Source organism: Pseudomonas sp. B21-015 (genome assembly GCF_024749285.1).
GTDB lineage: Bacteria > Pseudomonadota > Gammaproteobacteria > Pseudomonadales > Pseudomonadaceae > Aquipseudomonas.
On record NZ_CP087196.1, the window covers coordinates 3,666,593 to 3,691,343 of the forward strand.

19 protein-coding genes are annotated in these 24,751 nt (G+C 61.3%); 13 read left to right on the plus strand and 6 right to left on the minus strand.

The features are described from left to right. Positions 1 to 28 precede the first annotated feature (28 nt). Positions 29 to 997: a 2-hydroxyacid dehydrogenase gene (locus tag LOY38_RS16210; protein WP_258696097.1), complete on the plus strand. Its 969-nt coding sequence runs from the start codon at positions 29 to 31 to the stop codon at positions 995 to 997. Here the strand turns inward: LOY38_RS16210 and tssA are convergent. The 5 genes from tssA to LOY38_RS16235 all read right to left on the minus strand — a co-directional run bounded on the left by tssA (position 994) and on the right by LOY38_RS16235 (position 8,651). Next, complete coding sequence (tssA, locus tag LOY38_RS16215; RefSeq protein WP_258696098.1) at positions 994 to 2,082, minus strand: type VI secretion system protein TssA; 1,089 nt, start codon at positions 2,080 to 2,082, stop codon at positions 994 to 996. The two genes, LOY38_RS16210 and tssA, sit on opposite strands and share 4 nt — an antisense overlap. After that, positions 2,079 to 5,903 carry a type VI secretion protein IcmF/TssM N-terminal domain-containing protein gene (locus LOY38_RS16220; RefSeq protein WP_258696099.1) on the minus strand — a complete coding sequence of 1,275 codons (3,825 nt, stop codon included), beginning with the start codon at positions 5,901 to 5,903 and terminating at the stop codon, positions 2,079 to 2,081. The genes tssA and LOY38_RS16220 overlap by 4 nt, the downstream gene beginning before the upstream one ends. Then, positions 5,900 to 6,667, minus strand: a complete 768-nt coding sequence (locus LOY38_RS16225) for a DotU family type IV/VI secretion system protein (protein ID WP_258696100.1) — start codon at positions 6,665 to 6,667, stop codon at positions 5,900 to 5,902. The genes LOY38_RS16220 and LOY38_RS16225 overlap by 4 nt, the downstream gene beginning before the upstream one ends. Before the next feature lie 18 nt (positions 6,668 to 6,685). After that, the gene (gene tssK / locus LOY38_RS16230) at positions 6,686 to 8,017 is read right to left on the minus strand and encodes a type VI secretion system baseplate subunit TssK (RefSeq protein ID WP_258696101.1); all 1,332 of its coding nucleotides are present in this window, start codon (positions 8,015 to 8,017) and stop codon (positions 6,686 to 6,688) included. Between the two features lie 184 nt (positions 8,018 to 8,201). Further along, positions 8,202 to 8,651 carry a type VI secretion protein gene (locus LOY38_RS16235; RefSeq protein ID WP_258696102.1) on the minus strand — a complete coding sequence of 150 codons (450 nt, stop codon included), beginning with the start codon at positions 8,649 to 8,651 and terminating at the stop codon, positions 8,202 to 8,204. A gap of 228 nt (positions 8,652 to 8,879) precedes the next feature. On the opposite strand from LOY38_RS16235, the gene tssB reads away from it, so the two are divergent. The 10 genes from tssB to LOY38_RS16285 all read left to right on the plus strand — a co-directional run bounded on the left by tssB (position 8,880) and on the right by LOY38_RS16285 (position 21,953). Then, the gene (gene tssB, locus LOY38_RS16240; protein WP_258696103.1) at positions 8,880 to 9,428 is read left to right on the plus strand and encodes a type VI secretion system contractile sheath small subunit; all 549 of its coding nucleotides are present in this window, start codon (positions 8,880 to 8,882) and stop codon (positions 9,426 to 9,428) included. 28 nt (positions 9,429 to 9,456) lie between these two features. Beyond that, the gene (tssC, locus tag LOY38_RS16245; RefSeq protein ID WP_258696104.1) at positions 9,457 to 10,944 is read left to right on the plus strand and encodes a type VI secretion system contractile sheath large subunit; all 1,488 of its coding nucleotides are present in this window, start codon (positions 9,457 to 9,459) and stop codon (positions 10,942 to 10,944) included. A 261-nt stretch (positions 10,945 to 11,205) separates the two neighbouring features. Continuing rightward, positions 11,206 to 11,709: an Hcp family type VI secretion system effector gene (locus LOY38_RS16250; RefSeq protein WP_258696105.1), complete on the plus strand. Its 504-nt coding sequence runs from the start codon at positions 11,206 to 11,208 to the stop codon at positions 11,707 to 11,709. Between the two features lie 15 nt (positions 11,710 to 11,724). Continuing rightward, positions 11,725 to 12,168: a type VI secretion system baseplate subunit TssE gene (gene tssE / locus LOY38_RS16255; RefSeq protein ID WP_258696106.1), complete on the plus strand. Its 444-nt coding sequence runs from the start codon at positions 11,725 to 11,727 to the stop codon at positions 12,166 to 12,168. After that, on the plus strand, positions 12,152 to 13,945 hold the full coding sequence (tssF, locus tag LOY38_RS16260) for a type VI secretion system baseplate subunit TssF (protein WP_258696107.1): 1,794 nt from the start codon (positions 12,152 to 12,154) through the stop codon (positions 13,943 to 13,945). The genes tssE and tssF overlap by 17 nt, the downstream gene beginning before the upstream one ends. After that, positions 13,909 to 14,934, plus strand: coding sequence for a type VI secretion system baseplate subunit TssG (tssG, locus tag LOY38_RS16265; RefSeq protein ID WP_258696108.1), 1,026 nt, complete (start codon positions 13,909 to 13,911; stop codon positions 14,932 to 14,934). The genes tssF and tssG overlap by 37 nt, the downstream gene beginning before the upstream one ends. A gap of 2 nt (positions 14,935 to 14,936) precedes the next feature. Beyond that, the gene (tssH, locus tag LOY38_RS16270) at positions 14,937 to 17,480 is read left to right on the plus strand and encodes a type VI secretion system ATPase TssH (protein ID WP_258696109.1); all 2,544 of its coding nucleotides are present in this window, start codon (positions 14,937 to 14,939) and stop codon (positions 17,478 to 17,480) included. Between the two features lie 92 nt (positions 17,481 to 17,572). Next, positions 17,573 to 19,291, plus strand: a complete 1,719-nt coding sequence (locus tag LOY38_RS16275; protein WP_258696110.1) for a hypothetical protein — start codon at positions 17,573 to 17,575, stop codon at positions 19,289 to 19,291. Between the two features lie 97 nt (positions 19,292 to 19,388). Next, positions 19,389 to 21,398 carry a type VI secretion system tip protein VgrG gene (tssI, locus tag LOY38_RS16280; RefSeq protein WP_258696111.1) on the plus strand — a complete coding sequence of 670 codons (2,010 nt, stop codon included), beginning with the start codon at positions 19,389 to 19,391 and terminating at the stop codon, positions 21,396 to 21,398. A gap of 12 nt (positions 21,399 to 21,410) precedes the next feature. Then, complete coding sequence (locus LOY38_RS16285) at positions 21,411 to 21,953, plus strand: toxin-antitoxin system YwqK family antitoxin (RefSeq protein WP_258696112.1); 543 nt, start codon at positions 21,411 to 21,413, stop codon at positions 21,951 to 21,953. A 198-nt stretch (positions 21,954 to 22,151) separates the two neighbouring features. Here the strand turns inward: LOY38_RS16285 and LOY38_RS16290 are convergent, their stop codons facing one another. Beyond that, entirely contained in the window at positions 22,152 to 22,547 is a 396-nt protein-coding gene (locus LOY38_RS16290) for a DUF4280 domain-containing protein (protein WP_258696113.1), read from the minus strand. A 188-nt stretch (positions 22,548 to 22,735) separates the two neighbouring features. On the opposite strand from LOY38_RS16290, the gene LOY38_RS16295 reads away from it, so the two are divergent. Together LOY38_RS16295 and LOY38_RS16300 are read left to right on the plus strand one after the other, a co-directional pair. Further along, a complete protein-coding gene (locus LOY38_RS16295; RefSeq protein ID WP_258696114.1) occupies positions 22,736 to 23,803 on the plus strand; it encodes a phosphotransferase family protein in 1,068 nt (355 codons plus the stop codon). A 38-nt stretch (positions 23,804 to 23,841) separates the two neighbouring features. Further along, positions 23,842 to 24,609 carry an SDR family oxidoreductase gene (locus LOY38_RS16300; protein WP_030130434.1) on the plus strand — a complete coding sequence of 256 codons (768 nt, stop codon included), beginning with the start codon at positions 23,842 to 23,844 and terminating at the stop codon, positions 24,607 to 24,609. Positions 24,610 to 24,751: the final 142 nt, after the last annotated feature.

Below are 24,751 nucleotides of genomic sequence, written 5' to 3' on the forward strand. Positions count from 1 at the left end.
GACACTCCGCTGCCCACAGGAGCCCAGCATGACCGCAACTGTTCTGGTACTGGTTGAAACCATCAATGACTACCTGCCGATTCTCGAACGTCAGGGGTTTCATTTGATCCTGGCCCCAACCCCGGCCGAGCGCGCCGCCGCCATTGCCCGACAGGGCAGTCAGATCGAGGCGGTGCTGACGCGCGGCCCATTGGGCCTGTACGCCAATGAAATCGCCGACCTGCCCAACCTGAAGATCATCTGTGTGATCGGCGCCGGCTACGAACACGTCGACCTGCAAGCCGCCGCCGACCGTGGCATCACCGTCACCAACGGGGCTGGCGTCAATGCCTCTTCTGTCGCCGATCACGCCATGGCGTTGTTGCTGGCGCTGGTGCGGGATATTCCTCGAGCCGATGCCGCCGTGCGTCGGGGCGAGTGGCCGAAAATCATGCGCCCTTCCCTGGCCGGCAAACGCCTGGGCATCCTCGGCCTCGGGGCCGTCGGCATCGCCATCGCCAAACGTGCGGCCAACGGCTTCGACATGAACGTTAGCTACCACAACCGCCAGCATCGCAGCGACGTGCCCTATAGCTTCTGTTCGACGCCTACCGAACTGGCACGCCACTCGGATTTTCTGATAGTCGCCGCACCCGGCGGGCTCGGCACCCAACACCTGATCAACAGGCAGGTGCTTGATGCCCTGGGGCCCAACGGCTTCATCGTCAATATCGCCCGGGCCAGTGTGATCGTCACGGCGGACCTGATCAGCGCGCTCGAACAGCGACGGATCGCCGGCGCCGCGCTGGATGTCTACGATCACGAACCCCAGGTGCCGGACGCCCTCAAGGGGTTGGCCAACGTGATTCTGACCCCCCATGTCGCCGGATTGTCCCCGGAGGCCACCCAAGGCACCGTGGAACTGGCCGGCAAAAACCTGACGGCGTTTTTTTCCGGTCAACCGGTACTCACCCCCATTGCTTTACCGCCGCCGTCGGCGGCCGCCCGGCTTCACTAAAGAACGCCCAACAGCGTCCAGAGTCGCCGGGATTCGGCATCAGCGCTGATCAGCTCTCCCAGCAGCTCACTCAGGGGCTTGTTGCCCCACTCCACGCCCCGTTTGATCAGATAGGGAACCGGGCTGTGGGGTTCGGTGCGCGCCAGATAGTCAGCGATCAACAGCAATTGCCGGTACGCCTCTTCACGATTCGCCGGCTCGCTGAACACTTGGGGCGCCGGGATGACTTCCGGCACCGCAGCCGGGCTCGATGCCGCCACCGCAGGCGTTTCGACAGGCGCCGGGGTCGGTTTTCGTGGATGCATGGCGATGAACTCCTGAACCAGCGTCAACAATGCTTTGATCACGTCTTGCAACGCTTTGAAGCCCGGGGCCTGGTTGCCGAGCCAGGTATCACTCCAGTTGTCCAGGCGTTGCAGGTGTTGCAGGCTCAGCAACAGGCTGCCCTGGCTGCGCAACCAGAATGACAACGGAGTGGCGCGAATCTGTTCGGTGAGTTTTTTCTGTTCGTTGCGGGCGTTCTCGGCCGAGGTCTTGGCCGCTTTACTGTCGCTGGCCAGCACCTGTTGCAACTGCAAGCGGCGCCAGGCATCCAGACAGAAGCCATCGAATTCTCCGTTGTGCGAATCGAACAGCGGCACTCGGGTCAGCAACACTTCGGTGTAGCGTCGCGCCAGCCATTCGAGCGGTATCACTCGCCATGACTGGTCGCCATCCTCAGCCTGCGGGTGCAGGTGCTCGGGATAGCGCTCGCATAACCCGGCAACCAGCGCCAGGCTGCCCGGTAAGCCTTCGAGCCCGTCCTGATGCAGCCAGGCCTCCCCCAGCCAGGCGCTGAGCATCAAATCCTTGCTGCGTTCGAGCAGCAGGCTCGTGGCCAGCTTTTCCAGTTCCGGCCACTGGGCACGCTTGATCGACGACTGCCACACCCCCGTCGGCAAACTGGTGTCGTCCTCACGGCGCAGTTCGCGCAATCGGTCGAACTCAGGCTCATAACGCAAATCCTGACCACAAGGCGCCTCCTCGCTGATCGGTTCGAGCAGTTGCGCAATCAGTTCCGGCAACGGTGTTGAAGGTTGATTCACAGGCCCTCCTCCTCATGGGATTCAATGGCTGCGGTCGACCGCGTCACCATGAACGGTGAACGCGGGGCCCGGGTCGGCAGGGGCTGAACGGACAGCGGCAACTTCGAGCCCTGGGTCATCAACGACAGGCGCACGAACATCAGGGTTTGCTCCGCGGTGGTGGTGCTGGCCTGCGTGGTCACGGGCAGGCGCAAGGTCAACGGAAAGTCCGTGTAGTCCATGTTCGGCTGGCGCTGCACCGATACATGCGAACGCATCAAGCGCAATAACGACCATGGACCGCTGTACTCCCATCCCGCTTCCAGGTCCCGCACCACCAGGCTCGGCTGTAACGGATCGTTGGCCGGGCGCTGGTAGCCATTCCTGGCCCAACGCAAGGTCAACCGGATCGGTTGGCCGACCATCCAGCGCAGGTTCTGCTGAGCCTCGCCGGGGTAGTTGATCTGTTGATTGCCGGCATTCAAGCCCCAGGCAATCACCTGATCGGCACCGCGTTCTTCCTCTCGGTCGGTGCGCCAGCGCACGTCCATCTCCACTCCCAGCACACCGCTCTTGTCGCGCACGAACATCGGCCCCAGCCAGGTGCTGGCTTGCTTCAGGCGATTGAGAAAGTCTTCGGCGGCCAACCGTTCCGGGGTCTGGCTCAGCAGCAATCCGGCCTGCGCCACCGGCAAACGCTTGTCGATCAGCTCCAGCAAATGCTGAACCCTGGCCGGGTCGGCGTCGGTAGCCTGAAGGCCGTTGGCAAACGGAAAGCGATCCGCCAGATACTGGTTGAAATAGTTGGCCAGCTCGTTCCACGCCGCCGCGGCCTGTTGCTGTTGCAGGAACTGGCAGCGTTGCATGGCGGTTTGTTGCAGATCCACCGCCCGCAACGCCAATGTTCCGCGCCCGCCGGACAGGTTGGCGGTTTGCAGGATCTGGCCACAGGACGCGACGTCCATTTCGATGAAATCACGGCTCACCAATTGCTCGATCTGTGCCGGCGAACTGGCGGGGTTCTGCTCTTTGTATTTGAGCAGTTCGTCGTTGAGCGCACTGAACTGCGTCACGCGTTCATAATCCAACGCCGAGAGATTCTGTTGCTGGACTTTCAACCATTCCAGCGCCGAGGTGCGTCGTTCGGTGATACCGAGCATGGTGTTGAATTGCTGATTGAGGCTCAGTTTCAAATCCTGCACGTCGCTGGCGCCATACAGTTGCAGGCCGAGGTTTTTCGAGCCGTCCCACTGGCTGATTTCGGTGCGCCCGCTGAACAGCGGCTGAGCGACGATTTCGTCGAGGCCGCTGACGATTTCGGCCAGGGCGCGGCGGTTCAAGGCCGTTTGCAAACGCGTGGCCAGATCGCTACGACGCACCTCGATAAAGGCTTTCTGCAAGGCAATCGCCTGGGAGGCCTGCACATTGAAGACGCCTCTGTTGGCCTGCGCATTGTGCTCACGCAGGCTCGACAACATCGCCTTGACCACCGCGCCTTCGGCCGCTTGCAACAAGGCGCCACGATACGCCGGGGGAATGCGTGGCAACTCTTCGGCGGCGTAACTCTTGTAGCTGGCGAAATAGTTCAGCGCACTGTCGAGGTCGTCGCCATCAACGCCCTGCCCCTGGCCATTCGGGGCTTCGGACCGATCCGCCTGTAAGGCGATGGCCACGAAGTCACGTTTGAACAGCGCTTGCACCGCGTTGTTGAGCTGCACCACATGTTCCTGCAAGACCAGTTGCCCGCTGCCTTGCTGAATCAATAAATTATCCCGGGAGCCGGCCTGGACGATCCATTGATCACGAAAGCTCTGTTGCAGCTTGGCCGCCTGCATTTCCAACTGTTGTTCCAGTTGCGGTCCGAGCAAGGCGCTTTTGCGCACGTTGTCCAGCAACTCGCGATAGCCAGGCACCAGATCCTGCCCTTTGCCACGGCCCCACGCCGAATTCGTCAAGCCGATCACGGTTTGCAGGTCATCGACCAGTGCTCGCAAATCCTCGAGCTCGGTGAGGGAGTTGCCACTGCCGGCTTCCAGCCGTTCCAGATGCAGCTTGAGATAACCGGCCTGGCGCACGAAATTGTCGGCCAGGAAATATTGGTCCAGCCAGCGCTCCATGAGCCCGAGGAAATTTTCCTCGATCACCGGGCGCTCGACGGTCAGATCCAGCGGTCGCAAGTCGCTGCCGTCAGCATCGAACAACGCCCGGTTGTAAAAACCGGCGCGGTGCAACGTGCCGACGTTGAGGTTCAGCGACAACGCGTTGTTGCTCAGCAACACCAGGTCTTCGAGGGGGGCCTTGGGATTGTTCAGCGCCTGACTGAACCACTGGTTCTGCTGCTCCAGACGCACCGCACGCTCCACCAGATCCTTGGCCTTGACGTAGTTTTGCCATTGGGCAGGATCTTCGCTTTCGACGTTGCCCCGTCGTTCGGTGTTGCGGATGGTCTTGAGTTGCGCCAGCTCCGCGCTCAACAGGTCGCGCAACGGCAACATCAAATGGCTCTGGGCGGTCAGGCGCAACTCGCTCGCCAACTGCGCATCCAGTGAAGAGAACCAGGAGGTCGGAAATACCACTGAAGTGAAGCTCCAGCCCGGCGCCTTTTCCAGCACTCGCCAGAAACCCTGGACGTTGCGCCGGGTCGACTCCAGCCGATGAGATTCATCGGTGACCGCCGCGTAGTTTTTCTGCGCCCCCTGCAGCAGGCGCGACAGTTCATGGGCCTCCTTGACCGAATCCTGCCAGACCCACAGCATGCCCGCGCCCCAGACCAACGCAACCACCAGCGCCACCCCGCCGGTCACGCGCTGCCAGCGCTGACGCAGGCGTAACAGGCGCGGCACCACCAGCGCCAGACCGCGCTCGGCGACCACCCGCCGCTGCCACAATTGCCGGGCGAAGGCGCTCTGCTGCAACACGGTGTCGTAGGCCGAAAACCCGTCGATGGCGTCGTCCGATGGCTGGTTGGCGGTAAAATAAACACCGCGAAAACGCGGGGCCTCGCCTTGTGCATTGCCCTGGAAAACCGGCTCCAGCAGGCTTTGCAGATTGCGCCGCAACGCTTCGAAACGTTCCGGCAAGCCATACAAATCGACGCTTAACTGCCCGGACAAGGCGCCGATTTCGATGATCGATTCCGCCAGGGCCCGATTGACCTGATCCAGCGCCTGATCACTCCATTGCGCCTGCCAGACCGCATCCGCCCCGTGGGGCGAGGACCAGCCCAGCGTGCGTTCGCGGGCCTCGACCGGCAGCGCGGTGATCAACTCCTGAAAGCCCGGCAACTCTTCCATGCCGGTAATGACCACGTACACCGGCAGGCTCAAACCGAAGCGTTGCAACAAATCGATAAAGCGTCTACGCGCCGCCAGGCCGAGGGCCGCCGCCTGCTCGGCATTGCCCAGCCGACTGATCGGCACCGTCCAGATCACTCCGTCCAGCGGACGTTGACTGCGCAAGCGCAGGATCAACCCCAGCAAGCGCCACCAGCCACCCCGTTGCAGGTGCATGCCTTCATCCGGCAAAAACAGCGCCTGGGGCACCACCAATACCGCCCCTTCGGGGTCCGACCACCAGCGACCGAACCAACCCGGTTTGTCGGTGGGCTGCAAACGCCACTGGGTGCACAGCTGGGTGCCCTGGGTTTCGTTGCCGAGCATCAGCAGCCATGGAATCTGATAACGGTCCTGGGTGCCCTGCTCCTGCTCCATCTGTCGCACCGCCAGGTAAAAACTGCGAATCGCCGCCCCGCTTTGCGTGCGCAACCACCAGACCGCCACGGCGACAATCGCCAGCACCAACAGCACGGCGATGATGAGGCCGATAATCCCCAGCGTGCTCATGAGTCTTGCTCCGAGGTGGCCACCGAATCGGTCAGTTGCAAGACCGGTTCGAGCTCCTGGCGAATGTCACGCCAGAACAACTGCCCCAACCCGGTCAGCAGCAGGACCACGGCGAGAATCCCCAGGCCCAGGCGAAAACCGTCGGGCAACGAAAGTCGTACCGGCAATTGCAGCGGCGTCACCGCCGAAGGCTGTTCGAGCCGGGCACTGACATCGGCATAATCCGCCTCGTGCTGCCAGGCAAACGTGAACAGCGCCAGGCGCCATTTTTCATGCTGGGCCTGATTCTGTTCGCCCCGCAGCCGCCCCTGAAACCCCAGCACCAGGCACTGCAAATAGACATTGGCCAGATCGCGGGTAGTGGGAACCTGCTCGTCCAGCAGTTCCTTGATGGCCAACGGTATCCGCTCGCCGGCCTGACGGCTGGCGTACATCCGCGACTCCAGGGGTTTTTCCTGCCAGGCCGACTGGCCCGGCCACGGCGTGAACAGCAAGGTTTCATCGACCAGCGCGACAAAGGCGTAGACCAACGCCTTGACTTGCTCGGCGGCGGCATCACCGACTTTGGCGAAGGCCGTTCGCCAGAGTCGTTGGGATATTTGCGTGGACAGTTCGACCACCGCGTCCACCAGCGCCTCGTCTTCGCTGTCCTTGGGCAACTGGCTCCAGTCCTGGGACCATTGCTGCCAGGCCTGACGAAAAGCACTGCTCAGCGGCGCTTCGTGGAGGCCTCGTGTACCCGTCCCGGCATTCCCCTCAGACATATGACGTTCCTTCCTTGATCAAGCACTTTCACTCGCCTGGGCCACAAACAACACCACTTGCCATGGACTGCTGACCAGCCTGGAAGCCGGCGCGGCAATCAGCAACGGCAACTGCCCGTCGAACCATTGGCCTTCGGCCGTCACCACGAACAACCGTGTATCGTCACCGACGCTGTAGGCCACTTGTTCATTGCGACTCATGGCCTGATGGGACAAACCGCTCATGCGCTGACGGCTGAGCAGCGCGATGTGCGGCTGCGACGCAATGATCGCCCCGCTCAGCCATTCGCTGGCGGCCTGCTCACTGGCACCGTTGGGCATGCGCAAACCGATGACCAGCCGTTGGCTCGGCTGGTCGTCGGGCAATTGAATCGAGAAGAACTGTTCGCTGCGTTCGAATGCCAGGCTGCGATAACCGGCGCGGATCAGTTCGAGGGTCTTTTCCAGCCAATCGAGTACAGCTTCATAACCGCGCTGCAGTTCAAGAAAATCCAGCGGGGCGAAGGCCGGAACCCCGGCCAATGGATCGAGCGCCGACCAGGCGCCGGCCAACCCCAGCAACAAGCCATACAACGCCTGCGGCGTGGCCACTCGACTGTTCAGCAGGCCTTCGACTTCCGGCAGCCGCGCCCAGAGCGCGGTCAACTGGCGCCGAATTTCCATCGCGTCGTCCTGATTGCCGGCCTGTTGCGCCTGGCGCAAACGACCGGCCAGGAACATGCATTTCTCCCGCGCCCTGGCGCACAGCCCCGCCACGCGGCGACCCACGACCGACTCGGGCAACAGGCACGGTGTCGGCGGTGTGTAAGGCAACTGAAGAAAGCCGCCACCTTCCTTGCGAATCCTCAGCAGCGGCAGGCAGACGGAATCCGCCTTGTTCAGTTGCGTGCACAAACGCGGGTTCGGACGCCAGACGGTGATCGATTCGGGGGACTCGCCACTGGTGAGGTCCGGCAATGCGTCGCCAACCACCGATTGCAATCGCCCCTTGAGCGGCAGCAATTGCCCGGCGCGCCACAGCGGACTGATTGCCAGGTACACGGTGACGGTGGCGTTGTCCGTGGCGTCGATCGCTTCACTGATGTCGAGCTCCAGCATCGGCCCCACACCGGCCTGCAGATTGACCGGCAAACCGTCCGGCAAGGTCGCCTGCACATTGATCAATCGTACGAGCCCGGCGCTCAATGCCGAAGGATCGAACTCAACGCGAGTCACGCCCCAGAACCACGGATTACAGGCCTGGGCGAAATGCGCCACCAGCGCCTCGGCCCGCAGCCCTTGCAACTGAAAATGCTGGGGCAATAACTGCATGCCCTCATGCCAGCAAACCGCGTCAGGTAGCAGACTCATACGATTCCCTTCGACCTCTCGTGGCGCCGCGCAAAAAAATGGGCGGCCTGACTTGAACACCGCAGCCCCTGTGGGAGCGAGCCTGCTCGCGATAGCGGTGGGTCAGCCAACATGGATGCTGAATGTACCGCCGTCATCGCGAGCAGGCTCGCTCCCACAAGTTTGCGCACCTCAACCTCTGTGTTCAGTTCGGGTGATCGCTGACCAGCGTCATCTCGCGACTGTCGAACTTGAGCCAGGCGTTGCTCTGATCGTCCAGCCGTAACCGGTGTGCTCCGGGAGTGTTATAGCTGGCGAAGACTAAAAGTCCAGCCGCCCGCTTGCCCCCCAGCGGGAAGGGTTGTTTGTCGATGAATTGACCGGGTACCAGCTCCAGTCCCCAGACCGTCATCAGCTGCCGGTAGTCGCGCTGGAACTGCTCGCGTTCGGCGAACCACTGGCGGGCGGTGATGCCCGACAACTGCCTGAGCAGATCCACGTCGTTCACCGCAATGAAGTCCACCGCGATCGGCGTGTCATCGTTGGCGCGGGGCGCGACGTCCAGCGTCAGGTTATCGAGGTCGACACGAGGCCCGAACAACGAACACCCGGCGAGCGACAGCAGCACAAGCAAAGAAAAAAGACGTGTGTACAAATTGAATTTTCCTTTTCTCGACACGGTCCAAAATTGTTTTTTGTTTGCTTTTTTATAGACCTGTTCTAGCGTCTTGGGTAGTTCGGTCGGCACGACGAATGTGGAAGGTTCGTCAAAGGAATGACAGGTCCTCTGCCCTCCCTTTCTAACCTACGGTCCAGTAAGGGAATGCGATGAAACGGGCCTCCCGATGCATTGCACCCGCCTCATGCATCGGAGTCAGCCACCATGGCAGAAAGTACTCAGCACAAGCTAGACAGGGTTCGCCCACCCCGGGTGCAAATCACCTACGACGTCGAAATCGGCAACGCGATCGAGAAAAAAGAATTGCCGTTGGTTGTCGGTATTCTTGCCGACCTCTCCGGCAAACCTCTCGAACCACTCCCGAAACTGAATGAACGGCGCTTCACCGAAATCGACCGCGACAACTTCAATGAAGTCCTCGCCTCGATCGGCCCGCGCGCCACCTTGCAGGTCACCAACACCCTCAGCGGCGATGACAGCAAACTCAACATCGAGTTGAACTTCAAACACATCGATGACTTCGACCCGGTCAAGGTGGTCGAGCAAGTCACTCCGCTGCGGCGCCTGTTCGAAGCTCGCCAGCGTCTGCGCGACCTGCTGACCAAGCTCGACGGCAACGATGATCTGGACAAGCTGTTGCGTGACGTCATTGCCAACACCGAGGGACTGCAAGAGATCAAGTCGGCCCGTCCGGAAGCCGCCGCGCCTGCCCCCGCAGGCGATGCAGAAGTACCGACCGAACCACAAGCTTGATCGTTCATCCACTTAGGGAGAATTCGCCATGCCCGCCTCATCCGCCGCCCAGAGCCAAGCCAGCGACAGTGCAGCCCAGACCTTGTCTCTGCTCGATGAAATAATCGCCAAAGGCCGCATGGCCCATGACGACAGCCAGCAGGATTACGCCCGCGACATGCTCGCGGAATTCGCCACCCAGGTACTCGACGAAGGCATGGCCATCGACAAGGACACCGTGGCGATGATCAACGACCGCATCAGCCAGATCGACGAGTTGATCAGCGCTCAGCTCAACGAAGTGTTGCACCACCCGGACCTGCAAAAACTCGAAGCGTCCTGGCGCGGCCTGCACATGCTGGTGCAGAACACCGAGACCAGTACCCGGCTGAAATTGCGCCTGCTCAACGTGACTCAAAAAGAGTTGCAGAACGACCTGGAAAAAGCCGTCGAGTTCGACCAGAGCGCACTGTTCAAGAAGATCTACGAAGAGGAATACGGCACCTTCGGCGGCCATCCGTTCAGCCTGCTGGTGGGTGACTACACCTTCGGCCGGCACCCGCAGGACATCGGCCTGCTGGAGAAACTCTCGAACGTCGCCGCGGCCGCTCACGCGCCGTTCATTGCCGCTGCCAGCCCACGGCTGTTCGACATGAACAGCTTCACCGAACTGGCGGTGCCGCGGGATCTGTCGAAAGTGTTCGAGAGCCAGGAACTGATCAAATGGCGCTCGTTCCGCGAAAGCGAAGATTCGCGCTACGTGTCGCTGGTGCTGCCGCACTTCCTGCTGCGCCTGCCTTACGGTCCTGATACGTCGCCGGTGGAAGGCATCAATTACGTCGAAGACGTCAACGGCAGCGACCACGGCAAGTACCTGTGGGGCAACGCCGCGTGGGCCTTGTCGCAACGGATCACCGAAGCCTTCGCCAAATACGGCTGGTGCGCGGCGATTCGCGGTGCCGAAGGTGGTGGTGCGGTGGAAGGCCTGCCGGCCCATACCTTCCGCACCACCTCTGGCGATCTGTCGCTCAAATGCCCGACCGAAGTGGCGATCACCGACCGTCGTGAGAAAGAGCTCAACGACCTCGGCTTCATCGCCCTGTGCCACAAGAAAAACAGCGACGTGGCGGTGTTCTTCGGCGGCCAGACCACCAACAAATCCAAGCTGTACAACACCAACGAAGCGAACGCCAACGCGCGGATTTCGGCAATGCTGCCGTACGTGCTCGCAGCCTCGCGCTTCGCGCACTACCTGAAGGTGATCATGCGCGACAAGGTCGGCAGTTTCATGACCCGCGACAACGTGCAGACCTACCTCAACAACTGGATCGCCGACTACGTGCTGATCAACGACAACGCGCCGCAGGAGATCAAGGCGCAATACCCGTTGCGTGAAGCCCGGGTGGATGTGACCGAGGTGGCCGGCAAACCGGGGGCCTACAAGGCCACGGTGTTCCTGCGGCCGCACTTCCAGCTCGAAGAGCTGACCGCGTCGATCCGCCTGGTCGCGACCCTGCCGCCACCGGTAGCTGCCTGACCGCTGAAACCTGTGGCACCACTGGAGTCTGTGGCAGCACTGAAACCTGTGGCGAGGGAGCCTGCTCCCGCTGGGCTGCGAAGCGGCCCCAAAAACGGGACTGCTGCGCAGTCCAGCGGGAGCAAGCTCCCTCGCCACAGGTTCAGTGTTTGGCTTAACAGATTCAGTGTTCGGCTTAACAGGTTCAGTGTCCGGCTTAATTGATTGGCATTGGGTATTCACCCACTTGTCTATAGCGATTACTTTCAGGAGTTTCATGCGATGGATGCAATCATTCTCGACCTCGGCGGCGACATCAAAGGCGATAGCCTGCTCGAGGGTTACAAGGACAAGATCGAAGTCATGTCCTACAGCCACAACGTGGCGATGCAGGTGACCAACGACGTCAGCAACTCGGAGCGGACCTCCGGCAAGCCGCACATCGGCGAGTTCACCCTGACCAAATTCGTCGACAGCTCGACGCCCTCCCTCAACGAGTATTGCTGCGCCGGCAAACCGATCCCCGAAGCCAAGATCACCATCGGCCGTAACGCCGCCGAGGGCAGTGGCCAGCTGATGCCGTTCATCATCTACACCCTGACCAACGTGGTGCTGTCCAACGTCAGCGTCAGTGGTGGTACGGGTGGCAAACCGGTGGAAACCATTTCCCTGAACTTCACCAAGATCAAATGGGAGCTCACCGCCCAGAAAGACGACGGCACCAAGGAAGGCACGGCCGCCTCGACCTGGGACATGGCCGCCAACAAACTCATCAAAGCCAAGTAAGCGGACGCGTCGGCCATGGCAGGCACCGGCATTGTTCCGCCGTTGTTCGAGCGCCTCGCCGCAAGCGAGGTCGACACCGTGCAGGTGTTCGATCGCCAGGGGTTGCTCGACTCGGTGCACACGGAGTTGCTGCGGCTGTTCAATACCCGACGCGGCCAACGCCCACTGACCTCTCCGCCGAGCATTCTCGACTACGGCATCGCTGACTGGACCGCCTTGCAACAGCAGCGCAGCGATGACCGTCGTCAGTTGGCGCGGGAAATCCGCGAGGCGATCACCCATTTCGAACCGCGCCTGCAACTGGGCGAGGTCGAGGTCAATCCGGTCCCCGGCCATCCGCAACAACTGAGCATTCGGCTACTGGGCGAGTTGCGCAGCGGCCAGCAGCACTGGCCCGTGGCATTTGTCATCGAGAAGGCCAGCCATGGCCTTGAGGTGCGTCATGAGCGACTCGATTGACCCGCAACTGCTCGATTACTACCAACGCGAACTGACCTGGCTGCGCCACGCCGGGAGCGTTTTTGCCGAGCGTTATCCCAAGGTCGCCAGACGCCTGGAACTGTCCCCCGGTGAATGCCCCGACCCGCACGTCGAACGCCTGCTCGAAGGTTTCGCCTTGCTCGCGGCACGCCTGCAACGGCGGCTCGACGACGACTACGCCGAATTCAGCGACGCCTTGCTCGAACAACTTTATCCGTTGGCCATGCGGCCGCTGCCGTCCTGCGCGATCGTGCAGTTCGAGCCGGACCCGAGCAAGGGCAACCTGGACGATGGTTACCCATTGCCACGGGACACACCGCTGTTCGTCACCACCAGCAAAGGCGAGAGCATCCACTTTCGCACCAGCGCCGCGGTTCGACTGTGGCCGGTGGAAATCAACGAAGCGCTGTTGCTGGGCAGCGACGAAGCCCAGGCCCTGACCGGTGTGGCGCAGGCGCGCTCAGCCCTGCGCCTGAGCCTGCGTTGCCTCGGTGAAAGCCAGTGGTCGACGCTTACCATCAAACAGTTGCGCGTGCACCTGGCTGCCTCGCCGGTGATCAACGCCTGCCTGTATGACCTGCTCGGCGCCCATGCCGTGAAGGTGCTGGCCGGACCGGTCGGCAGCGTGCCGAAAGTGCTGGCGGGGCTGCCAGATATCGTCGGCTTCGCCAGCGACGAAGTGTTGTTGCCGGACGAGGACGGTGTGCATCCGGGCATGCGCCTGCTCGCCGAGTACTTCGCCTTTGCGGACAAATTCAACTTCTTCGACATTCCATTGGCCGGCGCCACCAGCGACAGCCAGACGCTGTACCTGTACATCGTCTTCGACCGCGCCCCGGCCAACCGCCTGCACCTTCAGGCCAGCGACTTCGCCTTGGGCTGTGCGCCGGCGATCAACCTGTTTCCACGAACCTCGGAGCCCCTGCGCCCGGACGGTACCCGCAGCGAGTATCGCCTGATCGCCGACAGCCACCGGGAAAACAGCGTCGAGATCCACAGCATCCGGGGGATGCGCGCCAGTTCCGCCCAGGGCGTGCAACGGGTGCCGGCTTATTACGGCAGTCAGCATGGCGGCACCGACAAACAGTGCTATTGGCACGCGCGACGGGTCAGCGGTATGACCCCGAATCGCCTGGGCACCGACTTGATGGTGAGCCTGGTGGACACCCGGCTCGACCCGCTGTCCGAGGCCAACGAATACAGCCTCACCGCCGAACTGCTGTGCACCAACCGGCATCTGGCCCAGAGCCTGCCGGCCGGCACGCCACTGGGCTTCGAGCGACCGGGGCCGGTGGCCTGGGCCCGGTTGCGCAACCCACCCAGCCCGCAAAGCCTGCCGCGCCTGGACGGCGAGTCCCGTTGGCGGCTGGTGTCGCAACTGACCCTCAATCATCTATCACTGGTCGAGGGGCCGCAGGCGCTGGATGCCCTCAAGGAAATCCTCCAGTTGCACAACCTGCGTGACGAAGCCAGTGCCCTGCGGCAGATCGAAGGCTTGCTCGGCCTTGGCTGTGAACGGGTGATCGCCCATGTCGGCGAAGATGCCTGGCGCGGCTGGCGCAATGGGCTGGAAGTTCAGCTGCAACTCGATCCGCAGCATTTCGTCGGCAGCAGCGCGGTATTGTTTTCAGCAGTGCTGGCGCAATTCTTTTCACTCTATGCCACCGCCAATCGCTTCGTGCGCACGGTACTGGTCCAGTCAGACAAGGAGGTCAAGACATGGCAACCCCAAGCCGGCATGCCGCTGTCCCTCTGAGCCTGAGCCAGAAGCTGCGGCGCGATCCGCAGGCGTTCGAGTTGCTGCAAGCGTTGCTGCTGCTGGAGCGCGAACACCCGCAAGCCGAATCCCTGGGCAGCGGCACTGCCCCTCAAGCGGAAGCCTTGCGCCTGCGCGGGCCGTTGACGCCGCTGTTTTCCGCCAGCGAAATCGAAAACCTGACCCAGGAAGCGGGCCAGCCACCGACGCTCACGACTCCAGTGTTTGGCCTCGGCGGACCGGACGGCCCCCTGCCCTACGCCTATCAGGAATGGCTGCAACAACGCGCCCGGGCCAAGGATCATGCACCGGCCGAGTTCCTCGACCTGTTCCAGCATCGTTTGCTCAGCCTGCTGTACAAAGTGATGCGCAAACACCGGATTGCGGTCGGCTTCACAGCCCCCGGCGCGTCGCCGGTACAGGCGCAACTGCGGGCGCTGACCGGGTTGTTGCCCAAAGCCTTGCAGGAACGTCAAGCCGTACCCGACTCCGCCGTACTGGCGTGCAGCGCGCTGTTTGCCGACGGTCGTCGCTCCCTGGCCGGTTTCGCCGCGATCGTGCGCGAGCACTTCGAATTGCCGGTGGCACTCAGCGCCTACGAAGGTGCCTGGCGGGAAATTCCGCCCGCCAGTCGCAGCCGCCTGCAACCGGGTGGGCGCAATCTGCAACTGGGCCGCAGCGCCGTGGCCGGCACCCGGGTCTGGGATGAACATGCCGGCATCCGCCTGAGCCTCGGCCCGTTGACCTCGGCACAGGCAGCGCGGTTTCTGCCGGATGGCGAATCCCATCCGGCGCTGGCCAGCCTCAGCGCGTTGTATTTCGGCCCCGATCTGGATTGCACGCTGGTGCTGTTGGTGCGTGGTGCCAGCCCGATGAAACTCGGTCGCCAGGCGCCGCCCTTGCTCAGCTGGAACGGCGGCCTGCAACGCCAGACCAGCCTCGCCGTGCAACGGATCGAAACCCGCCTTCGTCAGCTGGAGATCACCTGAACATGGAACTGGCCAGCCTGATCGGACGCCTCAACCCGGACAACCGCCGCGCTCTCGAACGGGCCGCGCAACGCTGCCTGCAACGGGGTCATCATTACGTCGAAATAGAGCACTTGTTGCTGGAACTGCTGGACATCGAGGGCGGCGACTTCGCCTGGCTGCTGCCGCGCTTCGGCCTGGAGCGCGATGCCCTGACGGCGGAAATCAACAAGGCCCTGGAACTGTTCAAATCCGGCAGCACCCGTACCCCGGCGCTCTCGGCGCAAACCATCGGCCTGCTCGAAGACGCAGTGGTTCAGGCCAGCGTGCTCGGCCTCGAGAGCATCCGCTCGGGCTTGCTGCTGCTGGCCTTGCTCGACCGCGACGAACGCCGCAGCCTGCTGCTCAACAGCGCCTCGTCGCTGTTGAAAATTCCCCGGGAAGCCTTACGCAACAACCTGCTGGAATGGACCGAAAGCTCGCGCGAACACGTCGGCGGCACACGTCCTGCCAATGCCGGCAAACCGCAGCCGAAGCAGGACTCGGTGCTCGATCAGTACACCCAGGACCTGACCGCCGACGCCCACGCCGGGCGCATCGATCCCATCGTCGGCCGCGACGGCGAGATTCGCCAGTGCATCGACATCCTGCTCAGGCGTCGGCAGAACAACCCGATCCTGGTCGGCGCGCCGGGGGTGGGCAAGACGGCAGTAGTCGAAGGCCTGGCCCTGCGGATTGCCGCCGGCGATGTGCCGCCGTCATTGCAGGAAGTCAGCCTGCGGGTACTCGACCTCGGTCTGTTACAGGCCGGCGCCGGGGTCAAGGGCGAGTTCGAACAGCGGCTCAAAGGCGTGATCGACGCGGTGCGCAGTGCCGACAAACCGATCATTCTGTTTATCGACGAAGCCCACACCCTGATTGGCGCTGGCGGCGCGGAAGGCGGCAGCGACGCGGCCAACCTGCTCAAACCGGCGCTGGCCCGTGGCGAGTTGCGCACCCTGGCCGCGACCACCTGGCTTGAGTACAAAAAATACTTCGAGAAAGACCCGGCCCTGGCCCGGCGATTTCAGTTGGTGCAGGTGGAGGAACCGGACGAAACCACCGCCGTGGAAATGCTCCGTGGCGTGGCCGCAAAACTGGAACAGCACCACGGCGTGCAGGTGTTGGACGCGGCGATTCACGAAGCGGTGAAACTGTCCCATCGTTACATTTCCGGGCGCCAATTGCCGGACAAGGCCATCAGCGTGCTCGACACCGCCTGTGCCCGGGTCGCCCTCGGCCAGCACGACGTGCCGCCACCGCTGGAAAGCCTGCGCCATCGCCAGCAGAGCCTCAAAGACGAAGTCGAACGCCTGCGTCGTGAACAGGCCACCGGGCTCGATCACCGTGAACGCATCACCCTGCTGGAAACCGAATCCGTGGGTAACGTGCAGGCCATTCGCGACCTGGAAATCCGCTGGAACGAAGAACGGATCGCCGTGCGCGAACTGCTGGAAACCCGTCGCGAATTACTCACCTTGAGCGAACGCGCCGACAACGACAAACCGGACGAAGCCACCGACAGCCGCATCGATCATCTGGCCGCCGAGCTGGTACGGCTCGAGGCCGGTCTGGACGCCATTCGCCAGGACGACCCACTGGTGCCGGAACAGGTCGACGGCAAAACCGTGGCCGCCGTGATCGCGGGCTGGACCGGCATTCCAGTGGGTAAAATGCTCGCCGACGAAGCCCACGCCGTGCGCACCCTCGGCCAGCGCATGGGCCAGCGAGTGATGGGCCAAAGCACCGCGCTCAACACCATCGCCCAACGCCTGCAAGCCTACCGCGCCGGCCTCACCGACCCGCAAAAACCAGTCGGCGTATTCCTGCTGGTCGGCCCCACGGGCGTGGGCAAAACCGAAACCGCTTATGCGTTGGCCGACGCGCTGTACGGCGGCGAACGCAACCTGATCAGCATCAACCTCTCCGAATACCAGGAAGCCCACACCGTCAGCCAACTCAAAGGCGCCCCTCCCGGTTATGTCGGTTACGGCAGCGGTGGCGTACTCACCGAAGCGGTGCGCCGCAAACCCTATTCGGTGGTGCTGCTCGACGAAATCGAAAAGGCCCACCCGGACGTGCTCGAAGCCTTCTACAACGTCTTCGACAAAGGCGTGATGGAGGACGGCACCGGGCTGGTGGTGGACTTCAAAAACACCGTGATGCTCGCCACCAGCAACGTCGGGGCTGAGTTGCTGCTCGATACACCGGTCGCGCAACTGGGCACCGATGCTTTCAACGAAGCGCTGCATAACGTGCTGCTGAAAGCCTTTCGCCCGGCGTTTCTGGCGCGCATGACGGTGGTGGCGTATCGGCCGCTGGATGAGATGACGCTGGAAGGGATTGTGTTGGCGAAGCTGGAGAAACTGCGCGGCCGGTACAAGGCCGCGACCGGCAAGCAGTTTGAATTTGACGCAGGGATTGTCCAGGCGGTGTTGGCCAAGTGCAGCGCGGCGGGTGCAAGGGATGTTGAGAATGTGTTGATGACGCAGGTGACGGGGAAGTTGGCGGAGTGGGTGTTGGAGTAAGTCCCGCCCATGAAGCCAAAGAGCAACTTCGAGCTACAGAGAAACTGAATATTTGAAAAGCAGATCAATCTGAATTACCGAAGGAGCCCAGCATGCCAATCACCATCGTTATCGGCACAGGTATTTCGTCAGCCGCCTATCTCCTGTCTGTCAAACAGTATCTAAAATCTGTGAATCAGACATTAGGTGCCGTTGGCGTGGTGGGCGGCGCCGATCTCTGGCAAAAAATGAGTCACGATCACGCCATGGGACAACCCAGGCAACTGCTGACCGGGAACCTGCTCGGTCACGGTCGGGAAGACCGAGGATTTACCTCTGCTCAACTTTCAGAGCGAAGTTTCCTGACCGCAGGACAATTTTCGCAAACCATACAACACTACCTGACCCGCCATTCTTGCGCCCAGCTACCTGATTCATATATCTCTCGAATTACCAAAGAAGGCTCAAAGTATTTGCTGACCACTCATGTCGAAGGCGAAATCGGCGGAACCATTGTCTGCGACAACGTCATCTTCGCGCCGGGGCCCGGCCCGGCCCGACCACTCGCTACCGAAGCGGGAAATCTGTCGGAAGAAGACATCAGAGGCTTCGGCAATTGCGTGATCAAAGGCAATGATTTCATGTCCCCGGATTGGGCAACGCCGCTCAGTCTCTCACCGGAAAAAACTACCGTTGCGATATACGGTGGATCTGCGACTGCGGCCTGGGCTGTAGAGCTGGCCGATATACGAAGAATGAATGTGATTTGCTGGTTCACTCGCCCAGGACGTGGCGACACCGCCTGGAACACAGAGGCCAGGTTCAGCGAAGCGTTCCCGGCGGGCGACAGGAACAACACGGTGCAGGAGCATTTCGCAGGCGTTCGATGTGTTTACAAGTTGATGCGCATAGAACGAGTGGAAAGTTCGACCAAGCTGCGACTGGTCTTCGAGCGATCGGATGGGCATGTAGTTATTACACTTGTCGATCTTCTGATCTATGCCCTGGGTGCCGAGCACACACTCAGGCAAGGGGTGAGAGGTGTACTGGCGCCTGAGCTTGCCGCGAACCTCGTGGCCTTTTACGACAGAAACCTTGCCATCAGTTCAGTACCCTCATTATTGGCGATCGGAACTACAGATCGCTCATTAATGGTCATTGGGTCGGCTATGAGCAGTGCCGCCGGGTTTACCGGAAGCGCTCTACAACTACAAGGCGACGCCAGCCGAACCATTGCCGCACTGGCCAACTACAAAGACATCAGCAATACCCTTCCCGCTGCGGCCAGGCCCACAGAGGGGATTGCCATGGTCATGGCAGGCGTTGAAGCACTGAACGAATTCGTACCGGCAACACCCGTGAGGGGAGGAAGAACGCGCACGTATTTTACGCCCCGATTAACGACCAGTGACGGAGAACTGCCTAGAGGCTCAGCGAACCCGGATGCCTACCAATCCTCCACCCATCACATCGACTTCGAATGGGACATCAACTTCAACACCAGCAATCGTACACAACTGGCTGTTTATATTGCTCAGACGACAGACCTTTCACCCTTTGCCGCTAACCTGGCCGTGGCGTTGATTGTATATTTAAGGACCCGCCCCGAGAGCGTACGGGGGCTTAGCGATCCACAAGTAACGACTATTATCCGCTGCGCTGATGCGATCTATAAAAAACTGGTCGAATTGAACCATGACCTTGATGCGCAATTGTTGCACTTCGACAAGATATGGGGCCCCGAACAGCATGTCGCCAACTGTGTTGGATATGTAACCACTACAGCGGAGTGGAAAATGTACTGGCGCAGCAAGGGAATAGTGTTGGCATGAATGCCGGGCAAGCAAGTCACTTGCTTGAAACAAGATGCAATAGAAGGGGCAGTCTTTTAACGACGACGCTGACTCATTGACCACCTGAGGCCATTCAATGCCCCGCACCACCGACAGCAACACCAGCCTCTCCCTCACCGCCGCTTCGCTGTCGGCGCTTTACCCTGAGTCGCTGTCCGGCGAAGAAACCCTCAATGCGCTGGGCACGCAAACCCTCAACGGCCTCAACGACGGCGCCTCCCTCACCCTGACCACAGCCGTCGCTACGCATGTCACCACCACCCTGCACAACGACGCCCTGACCCGCCCAATGGACTCACTGGTCGCCGAAATTCGCCAACTCCCCGCCGACGCCACTGCCGAGCGCTATCAGCTTGTTCTAAAGCCATGGCTCTGGTGGCTGACCCTGGCCAGCAACAACCGCGTGTTCCAGAACCTCAGTACCTCGGACATCGTCACCACGATTTTCAAGGCTCACGGTTTTACCGATTTCCTGCTGAAGCTCAGCGGCAGTTACACCCCGCGCGAATACTGCGTGCAGTACGGTGAAACCGATTTCGTTTTCGTTTCGCGGTTGCTGGAGGAAGACGGGATTTTCTGGTTTTTCACTCATGAGAGCGGTAAGCACACGCTGGTGTTGGGTGACAGTAACGATGCGTTTGTGCAGATCCCCAACGGGCCGAAGGTGAATTATCTTGGCCAGCAGTTGGGCGAGCGTGAACTGCACGGCATTCGCTCCGGGCAGGTCTGCGTGCAAGCGGTGGCCGGTGTCTATCGGGCGACGGATTACGAGTTCACCACCCCGTCCACTTCGCTGTACGGTCAGGCCGAAGCGGTGGCCGGACCACGCTCGATGTACGAGCATCCGGGTGGGTACAACGCCAAGGCCCGGGGCGATGCGCTGACCAAGCAGCGGGTCGACGGATTGCGCAGTCAAGAGAAGCGCTTTGTCGGTGAGAGCGACTGCCGCTGGCTGGTGCCGGGGCACTGGTTCACCCTCGCCGGGCACGATGATTCAACGTTGAATATCGATTGGGTGGTGACGGCGGTCACTCACGAAGCCAGCCATGACAGTTATCGCAATCGCTTCGAAGCGATCCCCAAAGCCACGCCGTTCCGCCCGCAACGAACCACGCCAAAGCCGCGAATGCACACACAGACAGCTATTGTCGTTGGCAAGTCGGGCGAAGAAATCTGGACCGACGAATACGGCCGGATCAAGTTGCAGTTCCCCTGGGATCGCGACGGCAAGAACGACGAAGCCAGTTCCTGCTGGGTCCGGGTGGTGTTGCCCTGGAGCGGCAAGGGTTTTGGTATGCAGTTCGTCCCGCGCATCGGCCAGGAAGTCATCGTGACCTTTATCGACGGCGACCCGGATCGACCGTTGGTGACCGGTTGCGTCTACAACGGTGACAACGCCCTGCCCTATGCGCTGCCGGCGAATCAGACCCAGTCGGGGATCAAGACCCAATCGTCCAAGGGCGGAGGGGGTTTCAACGAGTTGCGCTTCGAGGACAAGAAGGATGCCGAAGAAGTGTTTTTGCAGGCGCAAAAGGATCTGAAGATCAACGTGCTCAACGACACCACCGCCACCGTCGGTCATGACGAAACCCTCACCGTACAAAATGCCCGCACCCGCACGGTGAAAGAAGGCGACGAGACCGTCACGCTGGAGAAAGGCAAACGCAGCGTGACCATCCAGACGGGCAGCGACAATCTCGATGTGAAGGACAGTCGTACGGTAACCGTGGGCGCTGACCAGACCCATAGCACTGGGGGAAATTACACACACAAGGTCACCGGTGATTACAGCCTGACGGTGGACGGCAACCTGACCATCAAGGTGACCGGCACCCTGACCCTGCAAAGCGGCGGCAGTTTCACGATCAAGAGCGGCGCCGATCTGGCGGCCGAGGCCAGTACTTCGATCAGCCAGAAGGCCGGCACGTCCCTGAGCAATCAGGCTGGCACCTCGCTGGAAAACAAGGCCGGCACGACGATGACCAACGATGCCGGAATCAGCCTGACCAACAAGGGCGCCGCTTCGCAGACCGTGGATGGCGGCGGCATGCTGACCATCAAGGGTGGTCTGGTGCAGGTCAACTGACAAGGAGAACCCATGGGCATCACCCCGCTGGACTTGCAGCAGAACGATAAACAGCTCAAAGGTCGCTTGCTCGATGGCCAGCTCGACGGTGCGCTGCACATCAAGGATGACGGACGCGCGCAGGCTGATTTGCACTACAGCCAGGGCGAACTGCAAGGCACCACTCTGCTCTACCACCCCAATGGCAAGGTCTCGGCGCAGCTACCGTTTGTCCGTGACAAGCTGCAAGGGATCGCCAGTTTCTATGCCCCCGAAGGCGGGCTGCAGCGCAAGGCGACTTACCGCCGAGGGCTGCTGCATGGCGAGGCGTTCAATTACTTTCCCGACGGCCAACTGGCCGAAGCCGAGTTCTACCGCGATGGTGTGCGCGAGGGCCGGTATCAGCGCTTTCATCCCAATGGCAAACCCGCCGTCGAGGCCCGTTATCTCAACGGCCAATTGCTCGAACCGGAACAGGGCTTCGCCGCCGATGGGCGACCACTGGACGCCGAGGGCAAGCCGATTTCGAGGGTGCGCTGGTGGTTCAGGCGCTGGAGCGAGCCTGCCCAAGCCTGAAGCCTTGTTTTGGCTGAGATGCCCCCATCGCGGGCAAGCCCGCTCCCACAGTGATCACTGTTGTTCACACATACTGCATTCACAGGAGATCCCCTGTGGGAGCGGGCTTGCCCGCGATGAGGCCCTCACATCCAGCATCAATGTCGCCCAACATACCGCCTTCGCGAGCAGCCCACTCCCACAGTTTGATCGTGTGAATCAGGGAATCAGCATCTGCATTTGTCCCGGCATCACAATCTTGATCACCCCGGCCCAGTTGCACATCAGGGTGCTGTTGGCATCGATGGCCGGCATGCCGCCCAGCAGCAGGGTCGGCGCACCGCCGGGGATCCAGGGGGTGGCGGTGGCGGGAATGCACGGCATCGGCGTCAGTACGCCAAGTGCTGCAGCGGTAGCCGCGGCGACCATCGGGTTGGCCATGCTCATGCACGTGCCGAACGGCATGACGTTCACCAGCGGAATGTGGTCCATGATGTTCGCCGCCGGCATCCCCCCGGTCATCGTGCGGTTCACCGGCAGCACGTTGAGTACCGCCGGCGCCGCGCCGAAACTGCATTGCAGGGTCGCGGTGGAGCAAACTTGCGGACAGCCCATGTCGAATCTCCTTCCTGGAAGCGGTGCTCCCTGAACCATAGTCCGCCGAGCCTGTTCGCGCACATCAGGAACGCTGATTATCCGGCAACACGCTAACCTATAAGACCGTGCCGCGCTTGTGGCCACCCCGGCGCGCCATTAGATTAGCCAATGATGTCTGGCCTCCAAAATAAGCAGAAGGGATAAGCATGGCGCTTACTGACCAGTCCACCCGTATCCGCACCGGCGAAGAACTCGATGCCAGCCTGATCGATCCGTACCTCAAGGCGCACATTCCGGGCCTGAGTGGCTTGCCTGTGATCAGCCAGTTTCCGGGCGGTGCGTCGAACCTGACTTACCTGCTGGAATACCCCGAACAGGAGTTCGTCCTGCGTCGGCCACCGTTCGGCCACAAGGCCAAGTCCGCCCATGACATGGGCCGTGAATTTCGCATCCTCAATCAGCTTCGGGACGGCTTTCCCTATTGCCCCAAAGCCTACGTGCACTGCACCGATGAGTCAGTAATCGGCGCCGAGTTCTATGTGATGGAACGGGTCAAGGGCATCATCCTGCGCGCCGAACTGCCGCCGGAACTGGGGCTTGATTCAGCGAAGACCGAAGCCCTGTGCAAAAGCTTCATCGACAAGTTCGTGGAATTGCATCGGGTCGACTACAAGGCCTATGGCCTGGGTGACCTCGGCAAACCCGAAGGTTATGTTGCGCGGCAAATCAAAGGCTGGAGCGAGCGCTACGAAAAAGCCCTGACCCCGGATGCGCCGAAGTGGGAAGCGGTGAAGGCCTGGCTCAACGACAAGATGCCGGCCGATCACCCGACGTCGAGCATCGTCCACAACGATTACCGCTTCGACAACGTGATCCTCGACCCCGACAACCCGATGCAAATCATCGGCGTGCTGGATTGGGAGCTGACCACCCTCGGCGATCCGCTGATGGACCTGGGCAACACCCTCGCCTACTGGATCGAGGCCAATGACCCGGCGCCGGTGCAACTGATGCGCCGCCAGCCAAGCCACGCCCCCGGCATGCTGACCCGCCGCGAATTCGTCGATTACTACGCCGAACGCTCCGGCATCCAGATCGACAATTTCGACTTTTACTACGCCTACGGCCTGTTCCGTCTGGCCGGCATCGTGCAGCAGATCTACTACCGCTTCTTCCATGGTCAGACCCAGGACAAACGCTTCGCGCAGTTCATTCACATGAACAAACTGCTGGAGCAGATGAGCCTGCAAGTCATCTCGAAATCCAGCCTCTGATCACGGCCGCTGATCGGGCCCAAAAACAAGGAAAAATCATGTCCAAGACTCAGTTGTTCGACCTCGACGGCAAGATCGCTTTCGTCTCCGGCGCCAGCCGCGGTATCGGTGAAGCCATCGCCAAACTGCTGGCGCAGCAAGGTGCCCATGTGATCGTTTCGAGCCGCAAGCTCGACGGTTGCCAGCACGTCGCCGACGCGATCATCGCCGCCGGCGGCAAGGCCACCGCCATCGCCTGCCACATCGGTGAAATGGAGCAGATCACCCAGGTCTTCGCCGGTATCCGCGAACAGTTCGGGCGCCTGGACATTCTGGTCAACAACGCCGCGACCAACCCACAGTTCTGCAACGTGCTGGACACCGACCTCAGCGCCTTCCAGAAAACCGTCGACGTGAACATTCGCGGCTATTTCTTCATGTCGGTGGAAGCCGGCAAGCTGATGCGCGAACACGGTGGCGGCAGCATCATCAACGTCGCCTCGATCAACGGCATCTCGCCGGGGATCTTTCAGGGCATCTACTCGGTGACCAAGGCAGCGGTGATCAACATGACCAAAGTCTTCGCCAAGGAGTGCGCGCAATTCGGCATTCGCTGCAACGCCCTGCTGCCGGGTCTGACCGATACCAAATTCGCTTCGGCGCTGGTGAAGAACGACGCCATTCTGAAAACCGCGCTGCAGCAGATTCCGCTCAAGCGTGTGGCGGACCCGAGTGAAATGGCCGGTGCGGTGTTGTATCTGGCGAGTGATGCGTCGAGCTACACGACCGGGGTTTCGCTGAATGTGGATGGCGGGTTCTTGTCCTGATCCGGTTCTGCGAATAAACCGAAGGCAGCCTAAGGCTGCCTTTTTTGTTTCCCATGTGTGCACACCATTTCCGACGCTTCTATCGGATCCAGCACGAGAATATTTATTCCACTATTTGCATATTGGGAATATTTATTCCATA